The organism is Paenibacillus koleovorans NBRC 103111 (assembly GCF_004000845.1).
In the GTDB taxonomy this organism is placed as follows: domain Bacteria; phylum Bacillota; class Bacilli; order Paenibacillales; family NBRC-103111; genus Paenibacillus_AA; species Paenibacillus_AA koleovorans.
This window is the reverse complement of sequence record NZ_BIMA01000001.1, coordinates 73,276-94,849: the sequence shown is the minus strand read 5'-3', so window position 1 is coordinate 94,849 and position 21,574 is coordinate 73,276. Positions and strand designations below refer to the sequence as shown.

General features: G+C 57.2%; 17 protein-coding genes. 13 read left to right on the top strand and 4 right to left on the bottom strand.

What is annotated here, in order from left to right; translation table 11 throughout:
* The first annotated feature begins 286 nt into the window (after positions 1-286).
* The 7 genes from pabB to PKO02S_RS00415 all read left to right on the top strand — a co-directional run bounded on the left by pabB (position 287) and on the right by PKO02S_RS00415 (position 6,096).
* Positions 287-1,630, top strand: coding sequence for an aminodeoxychorismate synthase component I (gene pabB / locus PKO02S_RS00440; protein WP_218033899.1), 1,344 nt, complete (start codon positions 287-289; stop codon positions 1,628-1,630).
* 117 nt (positions 1,631-1,747) lie between these two features.
* Positions 1,748-2,497 carry a glycoside hydrolase family 25 protein gene (locus PKO02S_RS00435; RefSeq protein ID WP_246066772.1) on the top strand — a complete coding sequence of 250 codons (750 nt, stop codon included), beginning with the start codon at positions 1,748-1,750 and terminating at the stop codon, positions 2,495-2,497.
* A 35-nt stretch (positions 2,498-2,532) separates the two neighbouring features.
* Entirely contained in the window at positions 2,533-3,891 is a 1,359-nt protein-coding gene (locus PKO02S_RS00430) for a neutral/alkaline non-lysosomal ceramidase N-terminal domain-containing protein (protein WP_127578883.1), read from the top strand.
* A gap of 1 nt (position 3,892) precedes the next feature.
* Positions 3,893-4,990 carry an SGNH/GDSL hydrolase family protein gene (locus PKO02S_RS00425; RefSeq protein WP_127578881.1) on the top strand — a complete coding sequence of 366 codons (1,098 nt, stop codon included), beginning with the start codon at positions 3,893-3,895 and terminating at the stop codon, positions 4,988-4,990.
* A gap of 264 nt (positions 4,991-5,254) precedes the next feature.
* Positions 5,255-5,431 carry a hypothetical protein gene (locus PKO02S_RS32170; protein ID WP_164821219.1) on the top strand — a complete coding sequence of 59 codons (177 nt, stop codon included), beginning with the start codon at positions 5,255-5,257 and terminating at the stop codon, positions 5,429-5,431.
* Between the two features lie 32 nt (positions 5,432-5,463).
* Complete coding sequence (locus PKO02S_RS00420) at positions 5,464-5,652, top strand: hypothetical protein (protein WP_127578879.1); 189 nt, start codon at positions 5,464-5,466, stop codon at positions 5,650-5,652.
* Positions 5,653-5,670: 18 nt separating this feature from the next.
* Complete coding sequence (locus PKO02S_RS00415) at positions 5,671-6,096, top strand: NUDIX hydrolase (protein WP_127578877.1); 426 nt, start codon at positions 5,671-5,673, stop codon at positions 6,094-6,096.
* Here the strand turns inward: PKO02S_RS00415 and PKO02S_RS00410 are convergent.
* Both PKO02S_RS00410 and PKO02S_RS00405 read right to left on the bottom strand, forming a co-directional pair.
* Positions 6,091-6,756 carry a DUF2306 domain-containing protein gene (locus PKO02S_RS00410; protein WP_164821218.1) on the bottom strand — a complete coding sequence of 222 codons (666 nt, stop codon included), beginning with the start codon at positions 6,754-6,756 and terminating at the stop codon, positions 6,091-6,093. The two genes, PKO02S_RS00415 and PKO02S_RS00410, sit on opposite strands and share 6 nt — an antisense overlap.
* Before the next feature lie 112 nt (positions 6,757-6,868).
* A complete protein-coding gene (locus PKO02S_RS00405; protein WP_127578873.1) occupies positions 6,869-8,815 on the bottom strand; it encodes a hypothetical protein in 1,947 nt (648 codons plus the stop codon).
* 177 nt (positions 8,816-8,992) lie between these two features.
* On the opposite strand from PKO02S_RS00405, the gene PKO02S_RS00400 reads away from it, so the two are divergent.
* From PKO02S_RS00400 to PKO02S_RS00390, 3 genes are all read left to right on the top strand, one after another.
* Positions 8,993-9,331: a L,D-transpeptidase gene (locus PKO02S_RS00400; protein ID WP_127578871.1), complete on the top strand. Its 339-nt coding sequence runs from the start codon at positions 8,993-8,995 to the stop codon at positions 9,329-9,331.
* Positions 9,332-9,370: 39 nt separating this feature from the next.
* Positions 9,371-10,564 carry a glycosyltransferase family 4 protein gene (locus PKO02S_RS00395; protein ID WP_127578869.1) on the top strand — a complete coding sequence of 398 codons (1,194 nt, stop codon included), beginning with the start codon at positions 9,371-9,373 and terminating at the stop codon, positions 10,562-10,564.
* Between the two features lie 63 nt (positions 10,565-10,627).
* Positions 10,628-16,246 (top strand): WIAG-tail domain, encoded by a 5,619-nt coding sequence (locus tag PKO02S_RS00390; protein WP_127578866.1) that lies wholly within the window; start codon positions 10,628-10,630, stop codon positions 16,244-16,246.
* Positions 16,247-16,309: 63 nt separating this feature from the next.
* Here the strand turns inward: PKO02S_RS00390 and PKO02S_RS00385 are convergent, their stop codons facing one another.
* Positions 16,310-16,849: a chromate transporter gene (locus PKO02S_RS00385; protein WP_127578864.1), complete on the bottom strand. Its 540-nt coding sequence runs from the start codon at positions 16,847-16,849 to the stop codon at positions 16,310-16,312.
* A gap of 33 nt (positions 16,850-16,882) precedes the next feature.
* Complete coding sequence (locus tag PKO02S_RS00380) at positions 16,883-17,557, bottom strand: chromate transporter (protein WP_127578863.1); 675 nt, start codon at positions 17,555-17,557, stop codon at positions 16,883-16,885.
* Positions 17,558-18,833: 1,276 nt separating this feature from the next.
* Between PKO02S_RS00380 and PKO02S_RS00375 the strand changes: the two genes are divergently transcribed.
* The 3 genes from PKO02S_RS00375 to PKO02S_RS00365 are packed head-to-tail and all read left to right on the top strand — an operon-like array spanning position 18,834 to position 21,554.
* Positions 18,834-19,643, top strand: coding sequence for a glycosyltransferase family 2 protein (locus PKO02S_RS00375; protein ID WP_127578861.1), 810 nt, complete (start codon positions 18,834-18,836; stop codon positions 19,641-19,643).
* A 4-nt stretch (positions 19,644-19,647) separates the two neighbouring features.
* Positions 19,648-20,817 carry a glycosyltransferase family 2 protein gene (locus PKO02S_RS00370; protein WP_246066771.1) on the top strand — a complete coding sequence of 390 codons (1,170 nt, stop codon included), beginning with the start codon at positions 19,648-19,650 and terminating at the stop codon, positions 20,815-20,817.
* The gene (locus PKO02S_RS00365; RefSeq protein WP_127578856.1) at positions 20,814-21,554 is read left to right on the top strand and encodes a glycosyltransferase family 2 protein; all 741 of its coding nucleotides are present in this window, start codon (positions 20,814-20,816) and stop codon (positions 21,552-21,554) included. The genes PKO02S_RS00370 and PKO02S_RS00365 overlap by 4 nt, the downstream gene beginning before the upstream one ends.
* The last annotated feature ends 20 nt before the right edge of the window (positions 21,555-21,574 follow it).

The following is a 21,574-nucleotide window of genomic DNA, read 5'->3' as shown; positions in this document are numbered from 1 at the left end:
AGGGACCTTGGTGTAGCGATCGCGAATATTGAACAGGAACAGGTTGCTTGGCGCCCCCATGGAATAAGGTGATGCCGTAATGTTATTTCGCCCAAACTCCCCTTTTGCACAAAAATAAGACGATGGCATAACGCTATTGGTCGCCTAACCCGAGTTTCCGCGTGCCTTTGAGCAAAATAAGGTGTTTTCATAACGCTATTTCGCAGCTGAGCGGGAGTTTTGAGGGAATAAGGTGATTTCATAACGTTATTTTTTCGGCGGACAGAAAGATGCGGTGCGTGATTCAGTGGACTTGCAAGAACATGGAAATGAACACGAAAACGAACACAAAAATGAGCACGAAAATGAACATGAGCATGAGCATGAGCCGACGGTTATTATCGACTTTCACCATAAACGGTTGCGCTTCGAGAAGCCGCTGCATGTATGGCAGACGAGCCGCCTTGATGAAGTAAAGCCTATTTTCGAGCAGGCGCAGGTGGCGATCCGCGATCAGCTGTACGTGGCCGGGTTTGTGTCTTATGAGTGTGCGCCTGCTTTTGACGACCATTACGTGGTGTGCGATCCCGATCCTTCGTTTCCGCTCGTCTGGTTCGCGGCGTATGAGAGCCCGATAGAGGAGCACGCTTCGGCATCGGCACCAGCGTTAACAGAAGCGTCCGCATCAGAGTCAACAGAACCAATCGCACCAGCACCAAAGTCAGCAGAAACTTCCGCACGAGCCATATCAACAGCACCAGCGTTAACAGAAGCACCTGCACTAGCACTATCACCAATAGCACCATCACCATCACCATCAGCACCGGCAACCTTCACCGCTACCGAATGGCAAAATAACACCGACCGCACCACGTACGCCTCTCACATCCATAGCATCCACGAGGCGATCGCCAGGGGAGAGACGTATCAAGTCAACTACACGACCCGGCTGCGGGCGGCATTCGACGGCAATGACCTCGCCTATTATGAGGAGCTTCGCGAGGTGCAGCAAGGCGCTTACTCCGCCTATCTCGATTTAGGCCGCTATCGTATCCTGTCGGTGTCGCCGGAGCTTTTTTTCCACTGGGATGGGGAACGCATCCGGACGAAGCCGATGAAGGGGACGCTGCCGAAGTCCGAGAACCGGGAAGCGCTGCTCGCATCCGAGAAAAACCGCACGGAAAACGTCATGATCGTCGACCTGCTGCGGAACGACATGAGCCGGGTGGCGACCACGGGGTCCGTGCAAGTGCCCAAGCTGTTCGAGGTCGAGGAGTATCCGACGCTATTCCAAATGACTTCGACTGTAGAAGCGGAGACGAAACCCGGAGTTACACTATTCGAAGTGTTCGAGGCGATGTTTCCTTGCGGATCAATCACGGGGGCGCCGAAAATTTCCACAATGCAGCTGATCGCCTCCTTGGAGCGAGAGCCCCGGCACATTTACTGCGGCTCAATCGGGCTTGCCGTCCCGGGCGAAGGCATGACTTTTAATGTGGCGATTCGGACGGTACTCGTGGATCGGGAGCGGCAGCAGGCGGAGTACGGAGTTGGCGGCGGCGTCATTTGGGATTCGACGGCGGAGGATGAGTATGAGGAAATGATCACCAAGTCGCGTGTGCTGACTTATCGGAAGGAACTAACCCCATAAGGGAACGCGGAGGTGCGGCGACATGACTTTTGTATGGACTTCGGCGATAATCAGTCTTCTCGCGGCTGGGATTGCCTTACTGCTGGTGTACTGGCTCGTTCGGCTGGGGAGCAAAAAGTGAAAGTAGCTTGGGAGCCGGGAGTGGAGCATGCGTTGAGGAAAATAGCGGTTTTGCTTATTTTGCTGAGAGGGACGTTAATAGTCTTGCTGGCGCTTCTGGAATTCAAAGGCTATATCTGGCATACGAGCTGGTTCGCCAAGCCTTACGAGGTTCGCGGACTCGACGTGTCGCACTACCAGGGCGATATCGATTGGCAGCGGCTCCGGACGAGCACCGACTTCCAATTTGTCTATATCAAAGCTACGGAAGGGCATGATTTCATAGATTTCAAGTTCAGCAGCAACTGGAATAAGGCCAAGGCTAGCGGCTTTCTTACGGGGGCTTATCATTTTTTCTCCACTAGAAGCTCGGGGGCGGAGCAGGCGCAGAAGTACATCGAGATCGTGCCTAAGGACTCTAGCAATCTGCCGCCGGTCATCGATATTGAAATCGACCTGAACCGCAATGTGGACACGATCCGCAGCGAGCTGATCGCCCTTAGCCAAACCCTGGAGCGGCATTACCAACGGAAGCCGATCCTTTACGTCACATACGCTACATATGACCAATATGTTTCCGGTTCCTTCGAGGATCATGAGATCTGGATTCGAGATGTGCTGAAGCATCCTAATTTGAAGGACGGCCGAGACTGGGCGTTCTGGCAATATGGCAACCGAGGGCATGTCCCCGGCATCGACGCATATGTAGATATGAACGTGTTCCGAGGCTCGCAAGAAGCATTCGATCAAACCTTCAAGCGGTCTTAGCCGCCGCAATCCAACTAGCAGAGGAGACCACCGCCATGCGATTCAGCACCGCTCAAACGAACATCACGCCCGACAAACCCGTCTTCATGCACGGCTACGGCAAACGAGACCACAAATCCGAGGGCATGCACGATCCGCTCTTCATGAAAGCGGTGCTCCTCCAATCGGATTCCGGGAAGTCGCTTCTCCTTGTAACCATAGATTCGCTAGGTTCAGACCGCAGCTTTACAGTAGGTATCAAGAATGCCCTCCAGGAGCATTTCGGGCTGCATCACGCCGATGTCATGATCAACTACTCGCATACGCATCACTCCGTCTTCCTGACGGGACGCGATCCTTCGCTTCGCCGCGGCGGCTACAGCATGGGTCAGACGCAATGGCCGTCGCACGAGGATGAGCTGGACTATACCGAGGATGAGCTGTTTTATGATCGGTTGGAAGGTGCCTTGTTAGAAATGGTTCGTGACTGCTATGCCAATTTGGTGGAAGGACAACTGCTGCTGGCGAGGGCCGATTCGAATTTCGGGGTTAGCCGCCGGCGTCCGAACGATCAAGGCAGTGTGGATTGGAAGCCTTATTACGAGGGTGTAATCGATCGGGACTTATTCGTGCTCAAGCTGGTAGATTCGGAGGAACGGCTGAAAGCGATCCTGTACAACTACGGCTGCCACACGACGGCGATGGGAGCGCAGTATTTGTTCTCCAATGATTTTGCCGGCAAAACGTCCAGTTGGCTGGAGGAAGCATACCCAGGTGCAGCGGCGTTGTTCTTGCAAGGCTGCGGGGGCGAGATCAAGCCGATGAAAGGAGCGGTTGGAGACTCATTCAAGGCATGCAGCTATGAGGAAATGGAGGAGGCCGGGGTCGATCTGGCGAATGAGGTCGCGGCCCTTCTGGAGCACGGCGAGTTTACCCCTGTGCGGAGCGACGGCTTCCGGTCGCAGCTGCTCGATCCGCAGCTCTATACCGAGAGGCTGCCAAACGGCTACTATGAGCGCATCATGAACGACTCGGCCGGAGGCGAATTTTATCAGAAGTCCGCGGAACGCACCATTCAGGCGATCCAGGACGGCTCGATCAAGGATCGGCTCCCGTACTACATCAACATCTGGCAGTTGGACGACGAGACGCGCATCATTGGGATGGAAGGTGAAGTGTCGACGCAGTATGGGCTTATGATTAAGAACCTGTTCGGCAACGGGCAGACGCTCGTGTTGGGCTATACGAATGGGGTTTTCTGCTATGTGCCCACCGCTCAAATGATCCATGAAGGCGGATACGAGGCGACCTGCAACTTTTTTTTCGGGCTGCACGGGCCTTTCGTTCCGGAGATAGAGGATATTATTGTAGGGCAGATTGCTAAAGCTGTGTTGACGAAAAGGAGCGGTGAGTGAGATGAGTTTTGAAGGAGTTTGGAATGTGCGCGGCCGTTTGGTGAATATGCGCAACGCGTTGGAGCGAGGCAGCTTGACCATCGGGTTCATCGGGGGCTCGATTACAGATGGACGGTCGCCGTATAAATGGCCGGAGCCGGTCCTCGCTTGGCTGTGCGAGCAGTACCCGCATGTGAGGATTACTGTGGAAAATGCGGCGATCGGCGCAACAGGCAGCGATTTGGCGGTTTTCCGGGCGGAGCGGGATTTGATTTCTAGGGGATGCGACATTGTCTTCGTGGAGTATGCGGTGAACGATTCAGGCGAACCTACCGCGAAGCGGATGAAAACCCGGGAAGGCTTGCTGCGCAAGCTGCTCGCCTCTGGCACCTGCGATGTGGCATTGGCTTATACATACATTCAGGTCATGTACAAGGACATGGCGGAAGGACGTATGCCGGCTTCCGTCGAGGAGTTCGAACGGTTGGCCGACCATTACGGGCTTAACTCGGTGTGGATGGGTAAACATGCGTTCGATGAAGTTCGGTTAGGCCGGCTGCGCTGGGAGGAATGGCTGCCGGACGGGCTGCACCCGACGGAGCGAGGCTCCTACAGCTATGCGCAGAGCGTAATTGAGCTGCTGAAGCGGGAGCTTGCGATGCCGCTTGACGGTGCCGGGGAGCTGCCGTCTCTGCTGCCTGAGCCGCTTGACCCGCTTCACTGGGGGAACGCTTGGAAGCTTCCTTTTGACGCGGTAAAGCTGGAGGGGCCATGGACGATTCGGCGGTATCTCAAGCATACGTGGATCGATCAAGCGATCTATACATCTGCGGTCGGGGCGAAGCTTTCGTTTTCGTTTCGCGGCCGCGGGGTGACGCTTGGCTTCGATTTCGGCAAGCAGTCGGCGGAGTTCCGTTATCGCTTGGATGGCGGCGAGTGGAAGCTGTCGGAGCGAGATCGACCGGCCTGGTGCGGGAATGACGGCTGGTTTCGTTTGTTCCTAGTAGCCGATGATCTGGATCCGGGGGAGCATTCACTGGAGCTCGAGGTCGTACATGGCGACCGCCCGGATTGTACGGGGACAAACTTTACATTGGGACTCATAGGCATTATCGATTAGATATCGGCGAACAGCTAGCAGACAGATGGGAGACTGAGGAGCGAGAAGAGAACAACCGCATTGATTACAGGAGCATCGTCCGGCATCGGAGAAGCGGGATGGTCGCGAGGGGAAACGGACGTTACTTATTCGTTGACATCCTCTCTATTCCTGCATTTTTTACCAAAAGTTCTGCACTTAGACGTAGATGCAGAATGTTACCGCTATCGAGCTTTGAAATATCGTTTTCGATGATAGCATTCCGGGCTTGAGTTGGATGAACCGGTGCAGCCCTACATCGACGGGATCCCGCCAAGCGAGCTGGACAAGTTGAGGCTCCGTCACGTGCTGACCAAGACGACACCGAAATTTTTCGGAGTGGACCAAGTGGAAGGTGAAGGTTTGGCGGGCATGATTGTGAAGAGGCTGTCCGGGCGATCGATTGCTGAGTTGGGTCTTTAGAGGAGCTGTCGTATCAGGCGCGCGCCGATTATTTGTTCGATATGAGTCTATTGGGCGACGCCGTACAAGCCGTTGTGAAGCCTCGCCGCATGAACTATTCGATTTACGGCAATACGGATGCTTTCCTGCATGCGCACGTGTTTCCGAATGGGGAGCTGCGGGAGCGGATTGCGTCGACTTTGCAGGAATTGATAGTAAAGGCGTACGGAGTGTTCACCTAAGAGGAGGCGCATTCGACAATGCAAGGTTATAACGTAGTAATGGTTTACAACAAAGAAATGGACCGCCTGCTTATGTGCATCCGCAGAAAGAATCCGTACAAAGGCTTGAGTAATCTGGTCGGCGGAAAAATTGAAATCGGCGAGCCTGGTATCGAAGCGGCATATCGAGAGCTAGAGGAAGAAACCGGAATTACATACGCAGATATTGTTCTGTACCACTTAATGGATTTCAAGTACTATTTTCACCCTTGCTATGTGGAAGTATATGTAGGTAGGCTAAAGCGGGACGTTGTCGTTTCAGGTGATGAGAACGAGTTGTATTGGTCGGAGCTGACGCCAGACTTCTTCGACATGACGCTATACGGTGGGGAAGGCAATATCGGGCATATGATCGAGCAGGTCAAGCTGAGCGGCATTCTGGAGAAAGAGCGGCAACCCCTATAGCGCTCTTCTCTTCGAAAAGCTGACACGCCGTCGTCTGCCGATAAGCAGCTGCGCGAAAAACAAATTAGGCACCCAGCACAACCAAGCGATCATGCGATAGTAAGTGTCGAAATGCTCTTCACCGAATATCACCATCGACACCGGCAAATAAATCCGCAGCATGACAGCCGCGAAGGTCAGTGCGTAGTTGCGCAGCATCCATTCTCCGTGCGCCTTCCGGTCCCGCTCAACAACGATTGAGCGCAAGCCTAATACTAACGTATACGCCCAGGCAAGCGACAACCCGACAAACCCAAGCGTAGACACCACGCCTCCCTCGGCATAGAAAGCCAAGTACAATCCGGACAACGCGCCAAGCGCAACGCCTACCGTGTAGATTTTACCAATCAAGCGATGCATTGCTGGATTGCGCAGGCGCAACCGCTGAATGAACTGTACCCAACCCAGCAATAGAGCCGCCATACTACCCACAATGTGGACATACAACATGACATACCACATCGAGTCAAGATTGACGGATATCAACTTCTGTTTCACGAACTCGGCGTTGGTTGCCCCCATCCCGAAGTATTGAACCCCGAGAAACAAACCAACCAGTATCGCCAATAAGGCGACTCCTAGTAGCCCGCCATTCCTCTTTCTTCGCTCACGCCCCGCCATCGATTGCAGCCTCCCTGATAAATAGCTTATAGATTCTAGTTTATACTTTCTTGCAGCGGGAAGAGCCGGTCTTAGGTCGGTGATTGGCACTAGACTTCGGGTCAGGGGAATCTCAATTTGCGTCGCCGAAAAAGTATAATGCATGGTCCAGCTTTGTAACCTGGTCTACATCCTTAGGGATCAACTCGAACGGAGACACTTGTTTGCTGTTCGTATCGACGATTGACCAGCTTCGATTGGCCTGGCGAACAAGAAATTGGCTGTTCCCGAGCTCCAAGAGCGGATCCCAATTCCTGATCAAACCGAGCGACGTTTCCATCAACGCGGTGTACTGGTTGGTCTGCGGGTCGAACATCACCCAGCGTTCCGCCGTCTCCGAGGAGGCGAGCTTCTCAAGAAGCAGTATCTGACCGTTCTCAAGCCGAATGCTACGGCTGACTGCGCCGCCTTGCGGAGCTATTCGTGGAGTCGTTCCCAGCTCTTGTCTTGCACCGGTCGCTAAGTCGAATCGTGTGGTGGACAGTCCGGAACCGCTATCCACTTGCAAGTCCAGCGAGCTGCCGATAATAGTACGCACGCCGTGTGCCAGGCACGGTCCTTCGTAACAAGAGAAGCTGCCTGCGCTCGGAATGACGAAAGGCAGTGTATCTTCGACGCCTGTGAGCACATGAAGATCATATGTGAACTTCCCGTTCTCGTCGTGAGTTCCCCAACCGATTATTATCCGGCTCCACGATTCGTCCGCATCCAGTGACACGATTCGGGAGTTGCTCCCTGCGGCAGGCGGGGTCCAGATGACCTTCGTTGTACCGCTCTTCAGATCATCTACAAGGACTTGATCGTCTTTCCAGAACAGGAGAGCAGTGCCCTCGGCATTCCAATAATGAGCTCTGACGCGATCCATCCCATAGGAGGCGACGGTGCGGCCATTCATCTCGATTACGGAGTAACCGTCCAAACCGCGCATTTCGTTGGAGCCGTCTTCCACTGCCATTGCATAGTTTCCACCGGGGGCGATCGACTCCAGTCTGTGAAAGTGAATCCCCGGCACGAACAAACGGTCCTTCTTCCTGGTCGGGATGTCAATTCGATACAGGGCTTGAGGAGGCGACGGTTCGATACGAAGTGTGCCGATCCCGGCGAAAACCGTGCGGTTCTGGGCTTGAATGCCATACAACTCGAAGGTGTAGGCTTTAGCGGAAGCTTGCGTGTAATCCAGCGTCAAGTTTACTCTGCGATCATTTTCCCATGTCCAGGCGGCTTCTGAAGGCATGCCACCGGGATACATCCTTTTCAGCTTACTCTCGAACCCTGATCGATCCATAGGATGCGAGAAGTCGAAATGATACGTATACCGCTTGCCCGGCGCAACATAATGCGTCTTGTAGATGCCCTGGCTCCAAGTCGCGATATACTCTACGATGGAAGGGTCGTCCTCAGACGTGACGGTTAGATTTAGCTTTTCGACATATTGAAATGAGATCGCTTTTTCCAATCCGTTGGAGGCAACGAGGCGTACAATCAAATCTTCCTTTGGCGTATCCTGCAGTTGAAGTCTGAGGGTACCGTCAGTTACGTTCTGATTAGGGGAGATTTCGTTGTTAATGGTGAATCGGACGGATTGTTTGGTGCGGCTGCTTACGATTGAGATTTGTGACGGGAGCTGAGCTATTTCTTCTCGTGTGAGCGGCATATAAGGAGTGGAGGACAGCATGAATAAGGGCCTGGGGCCGGAAAAGATAGGTGTTTGTTGCCCGGTAAAGTCGATACTTGTGGATTCAAGTACGCGGATAGAAGCAATTGCATTGAAAACTAATGTATCAACGACCGACTTGGCCGGCGATGGAGTTGGCTGTGACGACGGTGTTGGCGTTGGCGAAGAAGAAGGAGAAGCCATATGAGGCATGGGAGTCACTGTACTAGTAGGCTGTGGCGAAGGAGTAGTCTCGATGACCGCCGCTTCCCGATCCCTGGGCAGCAGGCTCCAACTCGCAAGTGCGCCAATCAGCAACACTCCGGCAACTACGATGACAGTCCATTCTTTTCGCTTCCATCTCATGACCCCTACCACTCCTAGGAAAATAGTTCAATCAATAGTTAGACGTTGGAAATTCAGGAATGTTTCACAAATTCTTTGAAATAAGTACTAGCCCATTATGGATGCCTGACGGTCGAGGTGTCCCTTTTTGCGTCGGCGGCACATACCATATCAAAACTGCATTCGAGGGGAGTCCAAATGCCCGAATACCGCATCATAGTTGATTTGTCCGACCGCAGGCTGCATCTGCTCGACGGGGATCGGGTTGTCCGCACGTTCCCGGTCGGGATCGGCCGTATGGTGACGCCTACCCCTACCGGCGATTATACGATTGTGAACAAGGCGCCGAATCCCGGAGGGCCCTTCGGGGTGATGTGGATGGGTCTGTCGCAGCCGCACTATGGCATTCATGGAACGAACAACCCGGCCTCGATCGGCCACATCGTCTCGCACGGCTGCATCCGAATGTACAACGAGGATGTGCTGGCGCTTTCCAAGCTGGTCCCGATCGGGACCCGGGTTACGATACGGCCTTAGCTTGGCGACGCTTGGAATATTGAGAGGAGGAGCCGCCCGATGACGCTCGATTCCACAGATTCATTCCCAACAACCGGACGCCGGCCCATCGCCATCGTCGTGCCCGGCACGTTCCCCATTCCTTCCGGCCGCAGCAGCTCGGTCGAGCTGGTCGTCGACAAGACGAGCGGGCTGCTGCGCCGTCAACACCGGATTCCTCTGGTCGTCATCGGGCCGAAAACCCGTTTCCAGCCGGCCAGACAGACGATCGACGACGTGACGTACTGGCGCTGCCCCCGCCAAGGCTACATGCGGCATGTATGCGCCCGGCTGCGCAAGCTCCGCCCCGCCATCGTTCAAGTCGAGAACCGGCCCCGGTTCGCCCAATTTCTGAAGCAGAGGCTCGGCATGCGGGTGCCCGTCATCCTCTCCCTGCACTCCACCACCTTCATCTCGCTTCCCCATATTCCCCGAAGCCGCCTTCTCCCCTGCCTCAGGAGCGTGGATGCGATTCTGGTCAATAGCCAGTTTCTCAAAGAGGTGCTGCTGCAGCTCGACCCCCGGTTGGGCAATAAAATTACGGTCAATCATCTCGGCGTCGATCCCGAACGGTTCAGCTCCCGCTGGTCGGAAGAGGAGGAAATCATCCGCGAGGCGCAGCTTGAATCGTTCGGCTGGCAAGGCGCCAAGGTCGTTTTGTTCGTCGGTCGGCTCATTCCGATCAAGGGCGTGCATCATCTTTTGAAGGCGATGCCGAAGGTGCTGGCGCGGGATCCGCGTGCCCGACTCCTTATTGTTGGGGGCGCTTTCTATGGGAACAACAAGCCGACACCTTATGTGGCAGAGTTGAAGAAGCTGGCCGCACCGCTGGGCGATGCCGTCCGATTCGTGCCGTATGTTCCACACGAGTACGTGCCGGAATGGTTCCGCTTGGCCGACGCCGTCATCGTGCCTTCTGCAGAGAAGGAAGCTTTCGGACTCGTCAACGTGGAGGCGATGGCGTCCGGAGTCCCGGTCGTCGCGACGCGTGCCGGCGGCATGCGAGAAGTGATCGAGCACGAGCTGACGGGGTTATTGGCCGATCCCGAGCATCTGGAGGAAGAGCTGCAGACGAATATCGGCTCTTTGCTGGAGAACCCTGAGAAGGCTCGAACTTTGGGTGAAAATGGGCGTCGACGCGTGCTGGAGCAATTTACTTGGGAGCATACCTCCGAGCGGCTAGCCGATCTGTATGGGTCGCTTCGAAAGGAGTGACATGGGCCTGGGTGGTTGCATATGTTACAGAAGACTACCTGGGCAGCAGAAAGGAGTACCGCAGTGAAGAAGAAATCCGGCGATCAGAAGCGCAAAAAACCGACGGGCCAGCAAATTTTCAACGCGAGCTTGAATGAGCTGAGCTGGTTGGACGACGACAAGAGCGGCGCCGCCAAACGGAAAGCAGCGGCGGACAAGAGGATGGCGGAACCGGTCGAAGCCGAGCTGGCTACGATCAATCATTTGGCTGTAGCGGAACCGCAGGTGGAGCAAGCCGGCGGTCCTGTCGAACATATCCGTGATTTGGAAACGATGATATTGGAAGCAGGCGCCGAGCCGGAAGTTATTGAGGTGGGGGAGAGACCGACAGTCGAGCAAGAGGGCGGTCAAGAGCCGGCGGTTTTCGTCGACGCCGACGAAATATCGCCGGTGTTGCTGCTGTTCGAGCGGGCGCAGCAAGAGAACGTCGCCGTCGTCTATACCGACGACCTCGTCGACGAAGCGGTGACGAATGAGAAGATCGCGAATCGTGCGATCGACGGAACGAAGATCAAGCCGGGCAGCATCGGTCGCGAATCGCTGACCGATTATGCGGTAGATACGAATAAACTCGCCGACAGCAGCGTCACCGGTCCCAAAATTTATCCCGCTTCCATCGACGACAAGCATATCGTCCCCGGCGCCATCTCCGGCCGGAAAATCAAGAACAAATCGATACCGGGCGAGAAGCTCATCGACAACAGCATCACGTCCGAGAAGCTGGCCGACAAGACGATCGACTCGATGAAGATCGCCGAAGGCTCGATTGAGACGAAGCATCTGCACCCGCAATCGATTACGACCGATCTTATTCAAGATCAAGCAATTGTAAGCGATAAGATCAAGAGCGGCGCTATTCATTCGAGCACGCTGGCCAACGGGGCTGTTAATTCGGCGAAAATCGCCGACGGTGCGGTGCTGACCGAGAAAATCCGCGACGCCGCTGTGACCGAGGAGAAGCTGGCGGAGGAAAGCGTGCAGTCGCAGCATATTCGCCCGGCCTCCGTGCTCAAGCAGCACATCGCCGACAACGCCGTGGACGGCTCGCATATCGCAGCATGGAGCATCAACGAGCTTCATCTGGCTCAGGAATCGGTAGGGACCCCGCATTTAAAGCCGCAGAGCGTCTCCTCGGAGAAATTGGCGAATGGGTCCGTCGGGCCGCATCACTTGCAGCCTCAATCGATCCGCTCGACACACTTGAACGATGGGGCCGTATTGACCCAGCATCTTCAGGAAGACGCCGTCACTACGAGCAAGCTGGCCCCGAAGGCCGTCATTACCGAGAACATCCAGGATTTGGCCGTTACGACGGAGAAGCTTGGCGACCACAGCGTCACTTCGCAGAAGCTGCAGAAGGAGACGGTGAAGCATATTCACCTCGCCCAAGGGAGCGTGACGCGAGAGAAACTGGCCGATCAGTCGGTAGCGGCTCCGCATCTGACGGTCGACGCGGTCGGAACCGTCAATCTGCAAAATCAGTCGGTCACTACGCCCAAAATCGCTCCACAGTCTATCTTGCGGGGGCATTTGACAGACGCCCTGATCGGGACCGACCAGTTGGCCAAAGCAGCGGTTCAAAGCGAGCAACTGGGCGCAAGCAGCGTAGGAACGGAAAAAATAAGCGATAGCGCCATTACATCGCCGAAGCTGGCGGGCGGGTCGGTCACATTCGAGAAGCTCGCTCGCGACTCCGTCCGGACCGGACATGTGGCGGACGGGGCGATCGTATCCGCGAAGCTGGCTGCAGACGCGGTAGAAAAGCAGCACATCGCCGATCAATCGATCAGCATGGAGCATATTCAGAAAAATGCGGTCGCGACGGATGCTATCCAGGATCAGGCGGTTACTTGGAACAAAATCGCCCTCGGCTCGATTACGCGCAACCATCTCGTACAGGGCAGCGTGTACACTCATCATCTGATGGATCATTCGGTGACGACTGCGAAGATCGCACCCGAGTCGATCTCGACCGATAAAATGACCGATCTGTCCGTCACCGGCGCCAAGCTGGCGCAAGGCGCCGTGACCAGCTCCAAGCTGGCGATAGGCTCCGTCGGCGCCGATCAGTTGGGTCCGGATGCCGTGCAAGCCGAGCATATCGCGCGGCATTCGGTGCTCGCCGATCATCTCACGGAAGATGCGGTGCAGACCGAGCATATCGCACCGCAATCGATCGTCGCGGCGCACCTTAGCCCGAGCCTCATTAGCGAGTCGCATCTGATGGTGGGGGCCGTCACCTCGAGCCGGTTGGCCGAGCGCAGCGTGGACGGCACGAAGCTGCAAGACGCCGCTGTCGGCGAGACGGCGTTGGCCGACTCGGCCGTCACGTCCGAGAAGCTGGCATCGCAAGCGGTCCAACGCGAGCATCTGGCGGCGGGCAGCGTAAGCACGGAAGCGCTGGCGGACGGTAGCGTCGATGGCGCCAAGCTGGCGGCCGGGTCGGTTGGCAGCGAGCAGTTGGTAGCCGGCGCGGTGGCGACGGAGCATCTCGCTGCCGGCGCCATTAGCGAGACGGCGCTCGCCGACCGGGTCGTCACCTCGGCGAAGCTCGCGGCATTGTCGGTGAGCGGCGAGCATCTGGCGGCGGGTAGCGTGTGCTCGGAGGTGCTGGCGGACGGAAGCGTAGTCGGCAGCAAGCTGGCGCCGGAAGCCGTGAGCGGCGAGCATCTGACGGCCGGCGCAGTGTCGGCGGAGCATCTCGCTGCCGGCGTGGTCGGCGAGGCGGCGCTGGCCGACGGAGCCGTCAGCGCGGCGAAGCTCGCGGCCGGCAGCGTCGGTCAGGCGCAGCTCGCCGCAGGCGCGGTGGACGCCGAGCGGCTGGCGGACGGCGCGGTGACGTCGTCGGCGATTGCCGACGAGGCGGTCGAGAGCCGTCACCTGGCGGCCGGCATCATTCGGTCTTCGCACTTGGCGGAGCGCAGCGTGCTCGGCGATCACTTGGCGCCCGGCGCGGTGACGTCGGAGAAGCTGAAGCCGCAGTCGGTGGGCGGCGAGCAGCTCGCCCCCGGCGCGGTGACCGGCGATAAGATCGCGATGGAAGTGATCACCAGCAAACATTTGAAGCATGAAGCGGTGCAGGGCTATCATTTGAAGCCGGGCACGATCAAGGCTTATCATCTGGAGTCCGGCATCTTCACGAACGATCATATTGCGAACGGCGCGATTGACCGCGACAAACTGCGTGCAGGCTCGGTCGGCACCGATCAGCTCGAAGACCGGATCGTAACCGGCCTGAAGATCGCCGAAGACACGGTCACTTCCGACCATCTGGCGGAAGCTTCGGTGCAGGCGCGCCATCTCGCCTACGGCTCCATCGGGCAATGGCATCTGCATGAAGCGTCCGTAGGCGGCGACCAGCTGCAGGACGGCATCGTGACAGAGCCGAAGCTGGCGGCCGGGTCGGTGACAGGCGAGAAGCTGGCCGGAGCGAGCGTGGGCGCTGAGCATCTGCGGGCAGCCTCCGTCGGTTCGGAGCAGCTGCAGGACGGCATCGTGACGGAGCGGAAGCTGGCGCCGGGATCGGTGACGGGCGAGCATCTGGTCAGCGAGAGCGTCGGTTCGGAGCATCTGCGCTCGGAATCGGTGTACGGCTACCATCTGCAGCCGGGGGCTGTGAAAGCTTACCATCTCGAGGAAGGCATTATCCAGCTGGAACCGAATTCCGTAACCGGGCAGCACGTACAGCCGGGCAGTCTGAGCGGCGAAAAGCTGGCACAGGGTACGTTGCACGGCGGACATCTGGTGAACGATGCGATCGTGCAGCGGCATTTGGCAGCCGGTTCGGTTGGAGGGCGTCAGTTGCTGGCCGGATCTGTTGGCGGGGAGCAGCTGCAGGACGGCATCGTGACGGAACGGAAGCTGGCGGCTGGGTCCGTGACAGGCGAGAAGCTGGCGGTTGAAAGTGTAGGCTTCGAGCATTTGCGTGTTGAGTCCGTAGGTGTAGGGCAGTTGCAGGACGGTATCGTGACGGAGCAAAAGCTGGCGGCCGGTTCGGTGACGGGCGAGAAGCTGGCGGCAGAAAGTATAGGTGCCGAGCATCTGCAGGCCGAGTCGGTGTACGGCTACCATCTGCAGCCTGGCACGGTGAAGGCTTACCATCTTGAGGAAGGCATCTTCAACCTTCGTCCGGATTCGGTCAAGGGGGAGCATGTGCAAGCAGGCTCTTTGAGCGGCGGGCATTTGGCAGCGGAAGCAATCGAATCTTGGAACATCGCCTCCGGCTCCATCGAGCAGCGTCATCTGCGCGATGCGACTGTAGGCAGCGAGCAATTGCAGGACGGCCTCGTGACGGAGCGGAAGTTGGCGGCGGGTTCGGTGACGGGCGAGAAGCTGGCGATCGAGAGTGTGGGCTTTGAGCATTTGCGTGTTGAGTCGGTAGGCATAGGGCAACTGCAGGACGGTATCGTGACGGAGCGGAAGCTGGCGGCGGGTTCGGTGACGGGCGAGAAGCTGGCGATCGAGAGTGTGGGCTTTGAACACTTGCGTGTTGAGTCGGTAGGCATAGGGCAACTGCAGGACGGTATCGTGACGGAGCGGAAGTTGGCGGCGGGTTCGGTGACGGGCGAGAAGCTGGCGATCGAGAGTGTGGGCAGCTCGCATTTGCGCGCCGAGTCGATCTATGGGTATCATTTGCAGCCAGGCACGGTGAAGGCATACCACCTCGAGGACAATATTATCCGGTTGGCTGCGGATTCGGTGAGCGGGGAGCATGTGCAGGAAGGTTCGCTGACCGGGGAAAAGCTGGCTCTGTTCACGCTGACCGGCGAGCATCTGGTGAACGATTCGATCGGGTCGCGGCATATCGAGGATCAGTCGATCGCCGAGGAGCATATCCAGGAGAACGCGATCGCGGCCGTTCATTTGCAGGATGATGCTGTCACTCGGGAGAAAATAGCGCCGCGCAGCATCACGTCCGACAAGGTGGCACCGGGCTCCATCGGCAGTGAGCATATTTTGCCGGGCGCCATTCAGCCGCATCATCTGAAGCATGCGCTGACGCAAAGCCTGAACGAACCGCGTCTGGACGTGGTCATCGGAGGCGATCGGCTGAGGCCGCTGTCCGTTGGGACGGATCAGCTGGCGGATGGCGCTGTGAGCGGTGCGAAGCTGGCAGCAGGCTCGATTGGCAGTGAACAGTTGGCTGCCGGGTCTATAGGCCGTGAACAGTTGGCCGCGGGTTCCGTAAGCAGCGAGCAGTTAGCTTCGAGCTCCGTAGGTGGCCGGCACTTGACTGCCGGTGCTGTGGAAGCCGCCCACTTGGCCCACGAGTCCGTTACTTCGAGCGCCATCGCGCCGGAAGCCGTAAACGGCTCTCATATCGCCGACGGCACCCTCGGAGCGGAGAAACTGAGCTTCCAGCCTATTCAGACCAATCGTTCGACGCGCCAGCCATTGCAACAGTTCGGCATTGCTCCATTCCGTTTCGGGGCTTCGGATGAGCGGGTGGAGCTAGTGATCGAACTGGAACAACCTTATGCAGATGCAGGTTATGTGATCGTAGCGATGACGAATCATGAGGCGTACAACGCTGTTCTGAAAGCTCAACAAACAGGCAGTTCGGTCATCTCCATCCTGCGCACCCGCTTCTCACCGGAAACGACCGGTCTCATCCATTGGATCGCGATCGGCGAGCGGGCTTAGCATTGAATAATGAAACCTCCTCCTCCGGCGCAGCGATTGCGTGCGGAAGGGGAGGTTTTTTACTTAACTATAGATGGCTACCCCAGTCAGGCCGGATAATAAAATAACGAAGAACGGATGCATGCGGAACTTCATCATAGCCAGGAGCGATCCGGCGAAAATAAGCAAGGCGATCACCATATCGAGGCTGAAGCTTCCGATCAGATGGTTGTTTTTGGCGAACCGAATCGCCCCGTATACGATCAAACCGGTAATGATTGGCCGCAAGCCGTAGAACGCCATTTGCACCCATTTGTTTTTGTCGATCCGGCTCAGCCCAAGCCCAACCAGAATGACTATAAAGAGCGAAGGCAGCACCATGCCGAGTGCGGAAAAGACCGCCCCTGGCGTACCGGCGACATTGTAGCCGACGAAGATGGCGCTGTTCGTGCCGATCGGTCCGGGCGACATGCCTGCAACCGCAATGGCGTCCGTGAAATCCTCCAGCGTCATCCAGCCGTGGCTGGCCACTTGCTGTTCGATGACCGGAATCATCGCGTAGCCGCCGCCGAATGAGACGAGGCCGATCATAAAGAAAGTGCGAAACAATTCCCATAATTCCATTTTTAGACAGATCCCCCTGGCAGACCGTATGAGCTAAATGCCGTCCCCCAAATAATAGTCGGTGTATTTGAACCGCATTTGTGGAGCCGCCTGTTTCCCTTCCTCTACCGCCTCTTGGTCATGATCGACATGCTCCAGCGGAACCTTGAAGCCCAGTTTAGCCTTCAGAGTCACGAGCAGAATCCCCAGTACGGCGCCGGCCATAATGATGAACACGGGATTGACATGCGCCACGAGCAGGAGCAGAACCGTTCCGGCTGTGACCAGAAGCGTCGTTTTATCGATCACGGCCGTCTTCCCGATCTTGATGGCGGCGTAGACGATCAAGGCCACGATGGTGATGCGGATGCCGCGGAAGGCGGCGATGATTTTCGGATTGTCTTTTACCTGCAGGAAAAGGATGCACAGTCCCAGCACGATGAGAAAAGTGGGGAGCAGCACGCCAAGCAGCGCGGCAATAGTGCCACGGATCCCCGCAACGCGGAAACCTACGAGCGACGCGGAGTTGATAGCGATCGCACCTGGAATCGACTCCGAGACGGCGAACATGTCGGCAATCTCCGAAGTCCGGACCCATTTGCGTTTTTCCACGACTTCCCGCTCGATCAACGGGATCATCGCATACCCGCCGCCGAAAGTAACCGGTCCGATTTTGAAAAACGTCCAAAAAATTTGAAGAAGCAATTTGAAGCTCGGCTGGCTGTTCATTTTGATCCCTTCCTTGATTGAACTTGTTCTATATTCCAATGTGGTGTTAAGTTGTTGGAAATCGCTTGTTATCCGCCTAATTCAGATGGATTTAGTGGGGATTTAAACGACGTTATTCGACTCAAAAACATCAAAATAGTATTAAGTTCATCTTACTGTAGAATTCGTGCTTTGAGAAGAGGGCATTTCGTAGATTTTTTGGGGATTTGATGGGGAGGTGACAGGCGGGGCAAAATGATCGACCATCAATAACAAACTTCCGATCATTAAATAACAGGCTATGATTTGCTATTAACAAACTTCTGTACGTTATCTGGCTCAGGAGCTGAAATCGCCCAAAGTAACCAATCTTTTGTTCGTGATTAGCTAATCACCAAACATCCGCGAACCACATATTACTCATCAACCCAGCTCCCCCACCAATCCTGCAGCCTATGCGCAACCAGCGCTCACCCACCGCCCGTACACTCCCTATATTCAGCCCCCGTTCATATTCTATAAACCAAATCTCCGCCATTTAGATTCATAGTTCGAGGAAATAGGGAGGCAACTTGCGAAATTTGGTTCACTGGAAGCAAGGTTTGGTTCTCAACGTTGTGTCCACCGGTGAACGTGTTCAGTTGGCGCTTGGTACTGGCCGAGAACGAGAAGATGTGCACCAAACGTGAGGGTCAGGGGAGTGTTACGTTTATTTGCTCAATTGGACCTCGTTCACCAGGTAATCAATGTTTACTCCACATCGTCTACCGTCGAGCGTCCCGCCCAGATGTACAAGCTTTGTACAACTAGGGAACGAATTCGACTTCATTTCGGTTCAGATGTACAGACTTTGTACACCTGACCCTGATTTTCGCCGTTCAGATGTCTATTTTTTATACTATGACTGCGAAAACAGCCCATTTTTGCGTTCAGTTGTACAAACCCTATACATCTGCAGCCGATATGGGAGCATTTTCGGCTTCAGATGTAGAATTGCTGTACATCTGAACAGGCGCTCTCCCCACCCAACCGACCATTTCGCTCAAAGTGTATGCAGTTTTCCGCATACTCACCAACGCGAACCAGCGTACCAACGCCATCCGCGATCCCGCTCACCGCGCTTATGCTCTCCAGCCCCTAGCCTATCAAGCACTCCTCCCACCATCCTCCCACATCCTCCCGCCACCCCGCGCCTTTGCTGCTGAGCCTTTTTTCCCGGGTTATCCACTCATGCCCTTCCGCCGATGACATCCCGTCATAAAATGACTAAAAAAGTTTGTTGTGGCGGGGGTGAATTATGAGGAACATCAGGTCCCGAAGGAAACGGGGGACGAGGAAGCAGCAAGGCCGAATCGCACCGATCCGCCATTCGGAGACACCGCGAGTGTCCGTCATCATCCCGGTCGTCAACGAGGCCCGCACGATCGCGCGGGTGATTGCGAACGCCGCCCGGGTGCACCCGCACACCGAAGTGATCGTCGTCGCCAACGGCTCCACGGACGGCTCGAAGGAGATCGCCGCGCGTATGGGCGCCCGGGTCGTGGAGTACCCGGAGGCGCTGGGCCACGACGTGGGCCGCAGCCTCGGGGCGAAGGAAGCGAAGGGCAATGTGCTGCTATTCCTGGACGGCGACATCGTCATCCAGACGGTCGCGCTCATGCCGTTCGTGCGGGCGGTCGAGAACGGCATCGACGTGGCGCTGAACAGCTACCAGGGCCCGACGATGAAGAACCATGTCCACGGCGTCGTGCTCGCCAAACACGCGCTCAACATCGCGATGGCCCGTCCCGACTTGAAGGGCTCGTCGCTGACCACCATTCCCCATGCCATGAGCAAGAAGGCGCTAGACACCATAGGCCATGAACAGCTGATCGTCCCGCCGAAGGCGCAGACTGTCGCGATGCTGCGCGGGCTGGACGTCCGGGCGGTCCACTATGTCGACGTGGGCCGGACGAATCCGATCCGCCGCCGCAAAGTGGCCGGAGGCGACCCGCTGGAGTCGCTGATCGTAGGCGATCACCTGGAGGCCATGCATTGGCTGACCGAATCGACGAATGACCGAGGCAATCAAACCGATCTCGCCCGAGTGAGGAGTGCAGTGAGGTGACTATATGCTGAAACGGACCAACAAACGAAAACGGCCGGCGCTAGCTCTTCGCCGCAGTCTCCCACGGCGCCGCCTCCACGCGCGCCGCAAACATGCGGCCTTCCGCGGAGGCGGCCGAGCGAGGACGCGGCGCGCGGTGGCGCCGGTCCGCCTGCTGCGGGCGGCCGCAGCGCGGCACACGGCGCTGACGCGAGCGGCGCTGGAAGCGGGAGCCGCCGCGGCCCGAAGCCACCCCTACCCGGCCGAGGCACCGCCGATGCCGCTGAAGCGCTGGATCCACAAGCAATGGAACGAATGGCGAGCCGACCGGCCGATCAGCCAACACAGCTGGGCGCAATGGGCGGCGGCTGCGGAGAAGTTCGCGGAAAGCTTCTGCCGCGCGAGCGAAGGGCAGCTCCAAGTGCCGGACTGCGCCTGGCTGACGACCCGTCGGACCGTAACCGCCATCGTTACGGCAATGAACGAAGCGAAGGCGATGGTCGCGGTGTTCGCCCAGCTCGACCGGTTGCCGGTCGACGAAATTCTCGTCGTCGTGAACGGCTCGACCGACGATACGTTCGAAGTCGCGCGGAACCGTTCGGACGCCGTCATCGTGCACTACCCGGAGGCGCTCGGGCATGACGTGGGCCGCGCGATCGGCGCCAAGCTCGCGAAGGGGGACATCCTGCTGTTCCTGGACGGCGACTTCCCGATTGTGGCGGAGCAGCTCGTGCCGTTCATCGACGCGATCGAACGGGGCGGCGATGTGGCACTGAACGACATCTCGCCATACTTGGGCGCCTTCGCCGGCAGGGACGCCGTAACGATCGTGAAGGAGATGCTGAACCGCGCCATCGGGCGAGGAGAGCTCCGCGCCAACTCCCTTACCGCGGTCCCGCATGCCCTCTCGCGCAAGGCCGTCGAGACGATCGGCATCCCGAACCTGATGGTCCCGCCCAAGGCGCAAGCGATCGCAGCCTGGAAAGGGCTGAGCCTCGTTTGCCCGACCAGCGTGGACGTCATCACGAAGAACAAAGTCCGCGATTTCAATACCGGCAGCCAAAACCCGGTTGCCCGATTGATCGTAGGCGACCATCTGGAAGCCATAGCCATGATGATGCGCCTGAACGGCAACCGCCTCGGCGAGCCCGACCGCATCCGCAACCGCAGCCTGTTCAAGGGGATGAAGGCATGACCCTGACCAGTATCATTATTCCGACCTACAACGGCTTGCATCTGTTGGCCGAATGCATCGAAGCGATTCGGACATACACGACGGATACGCCTTACGAGCTGATCGTCGTCGACAACGGCTCGACCGACGGCACGGCGGCCTACTGCAAGGCGAATCGCATCCCGTTCGTCTCCTTGCCCCATAATCGGGGTTTCCCAGAGGCTTGCAATTACGGGATGCGGATGGCGAGCGGCGACGCCTTGCTGCTGCACAACAACGACGTCGTCGTCTCGCGGGGTTGGCTGACGAACATGCTGGCCGCCCTGGAGAGCAGCCCGGAGATCGGGATCGTCGGGCCGGTGACGAATTATGTGAGCGGCAGGCAGAAGATCGACATCCACTACGGCAGCATCTCCGAATTTCAATCGCTCGCCGCCGCTATGAACCGCTCCGACCGAGGCAAGTGGCAAGACGTGACCCGTCTGGTCGGCCTGTGCTTCCTCTTCAAGCGCGAGCTGATGGACCGGATCGGGGAGCTCGACGAGCGGTTCTCGCCGGGCCACTACGAGGACGACGACTACTGTTACCGCGCGAGGCAAGCGGGATATCGGCTGCTCATTGCCGGCGATACGGTCGTGCACCATCATGGCAGCGCCAGCTTCCGCAAGCAAGGGCAGGAGAAGCTGGATCGGCTCGTCGAGACGAATTACCGGAAGTTTATGGACAAATGGGGAGTCGATCCGCGTGCGTTCATTTAATCCCATATCCGTATCCCACA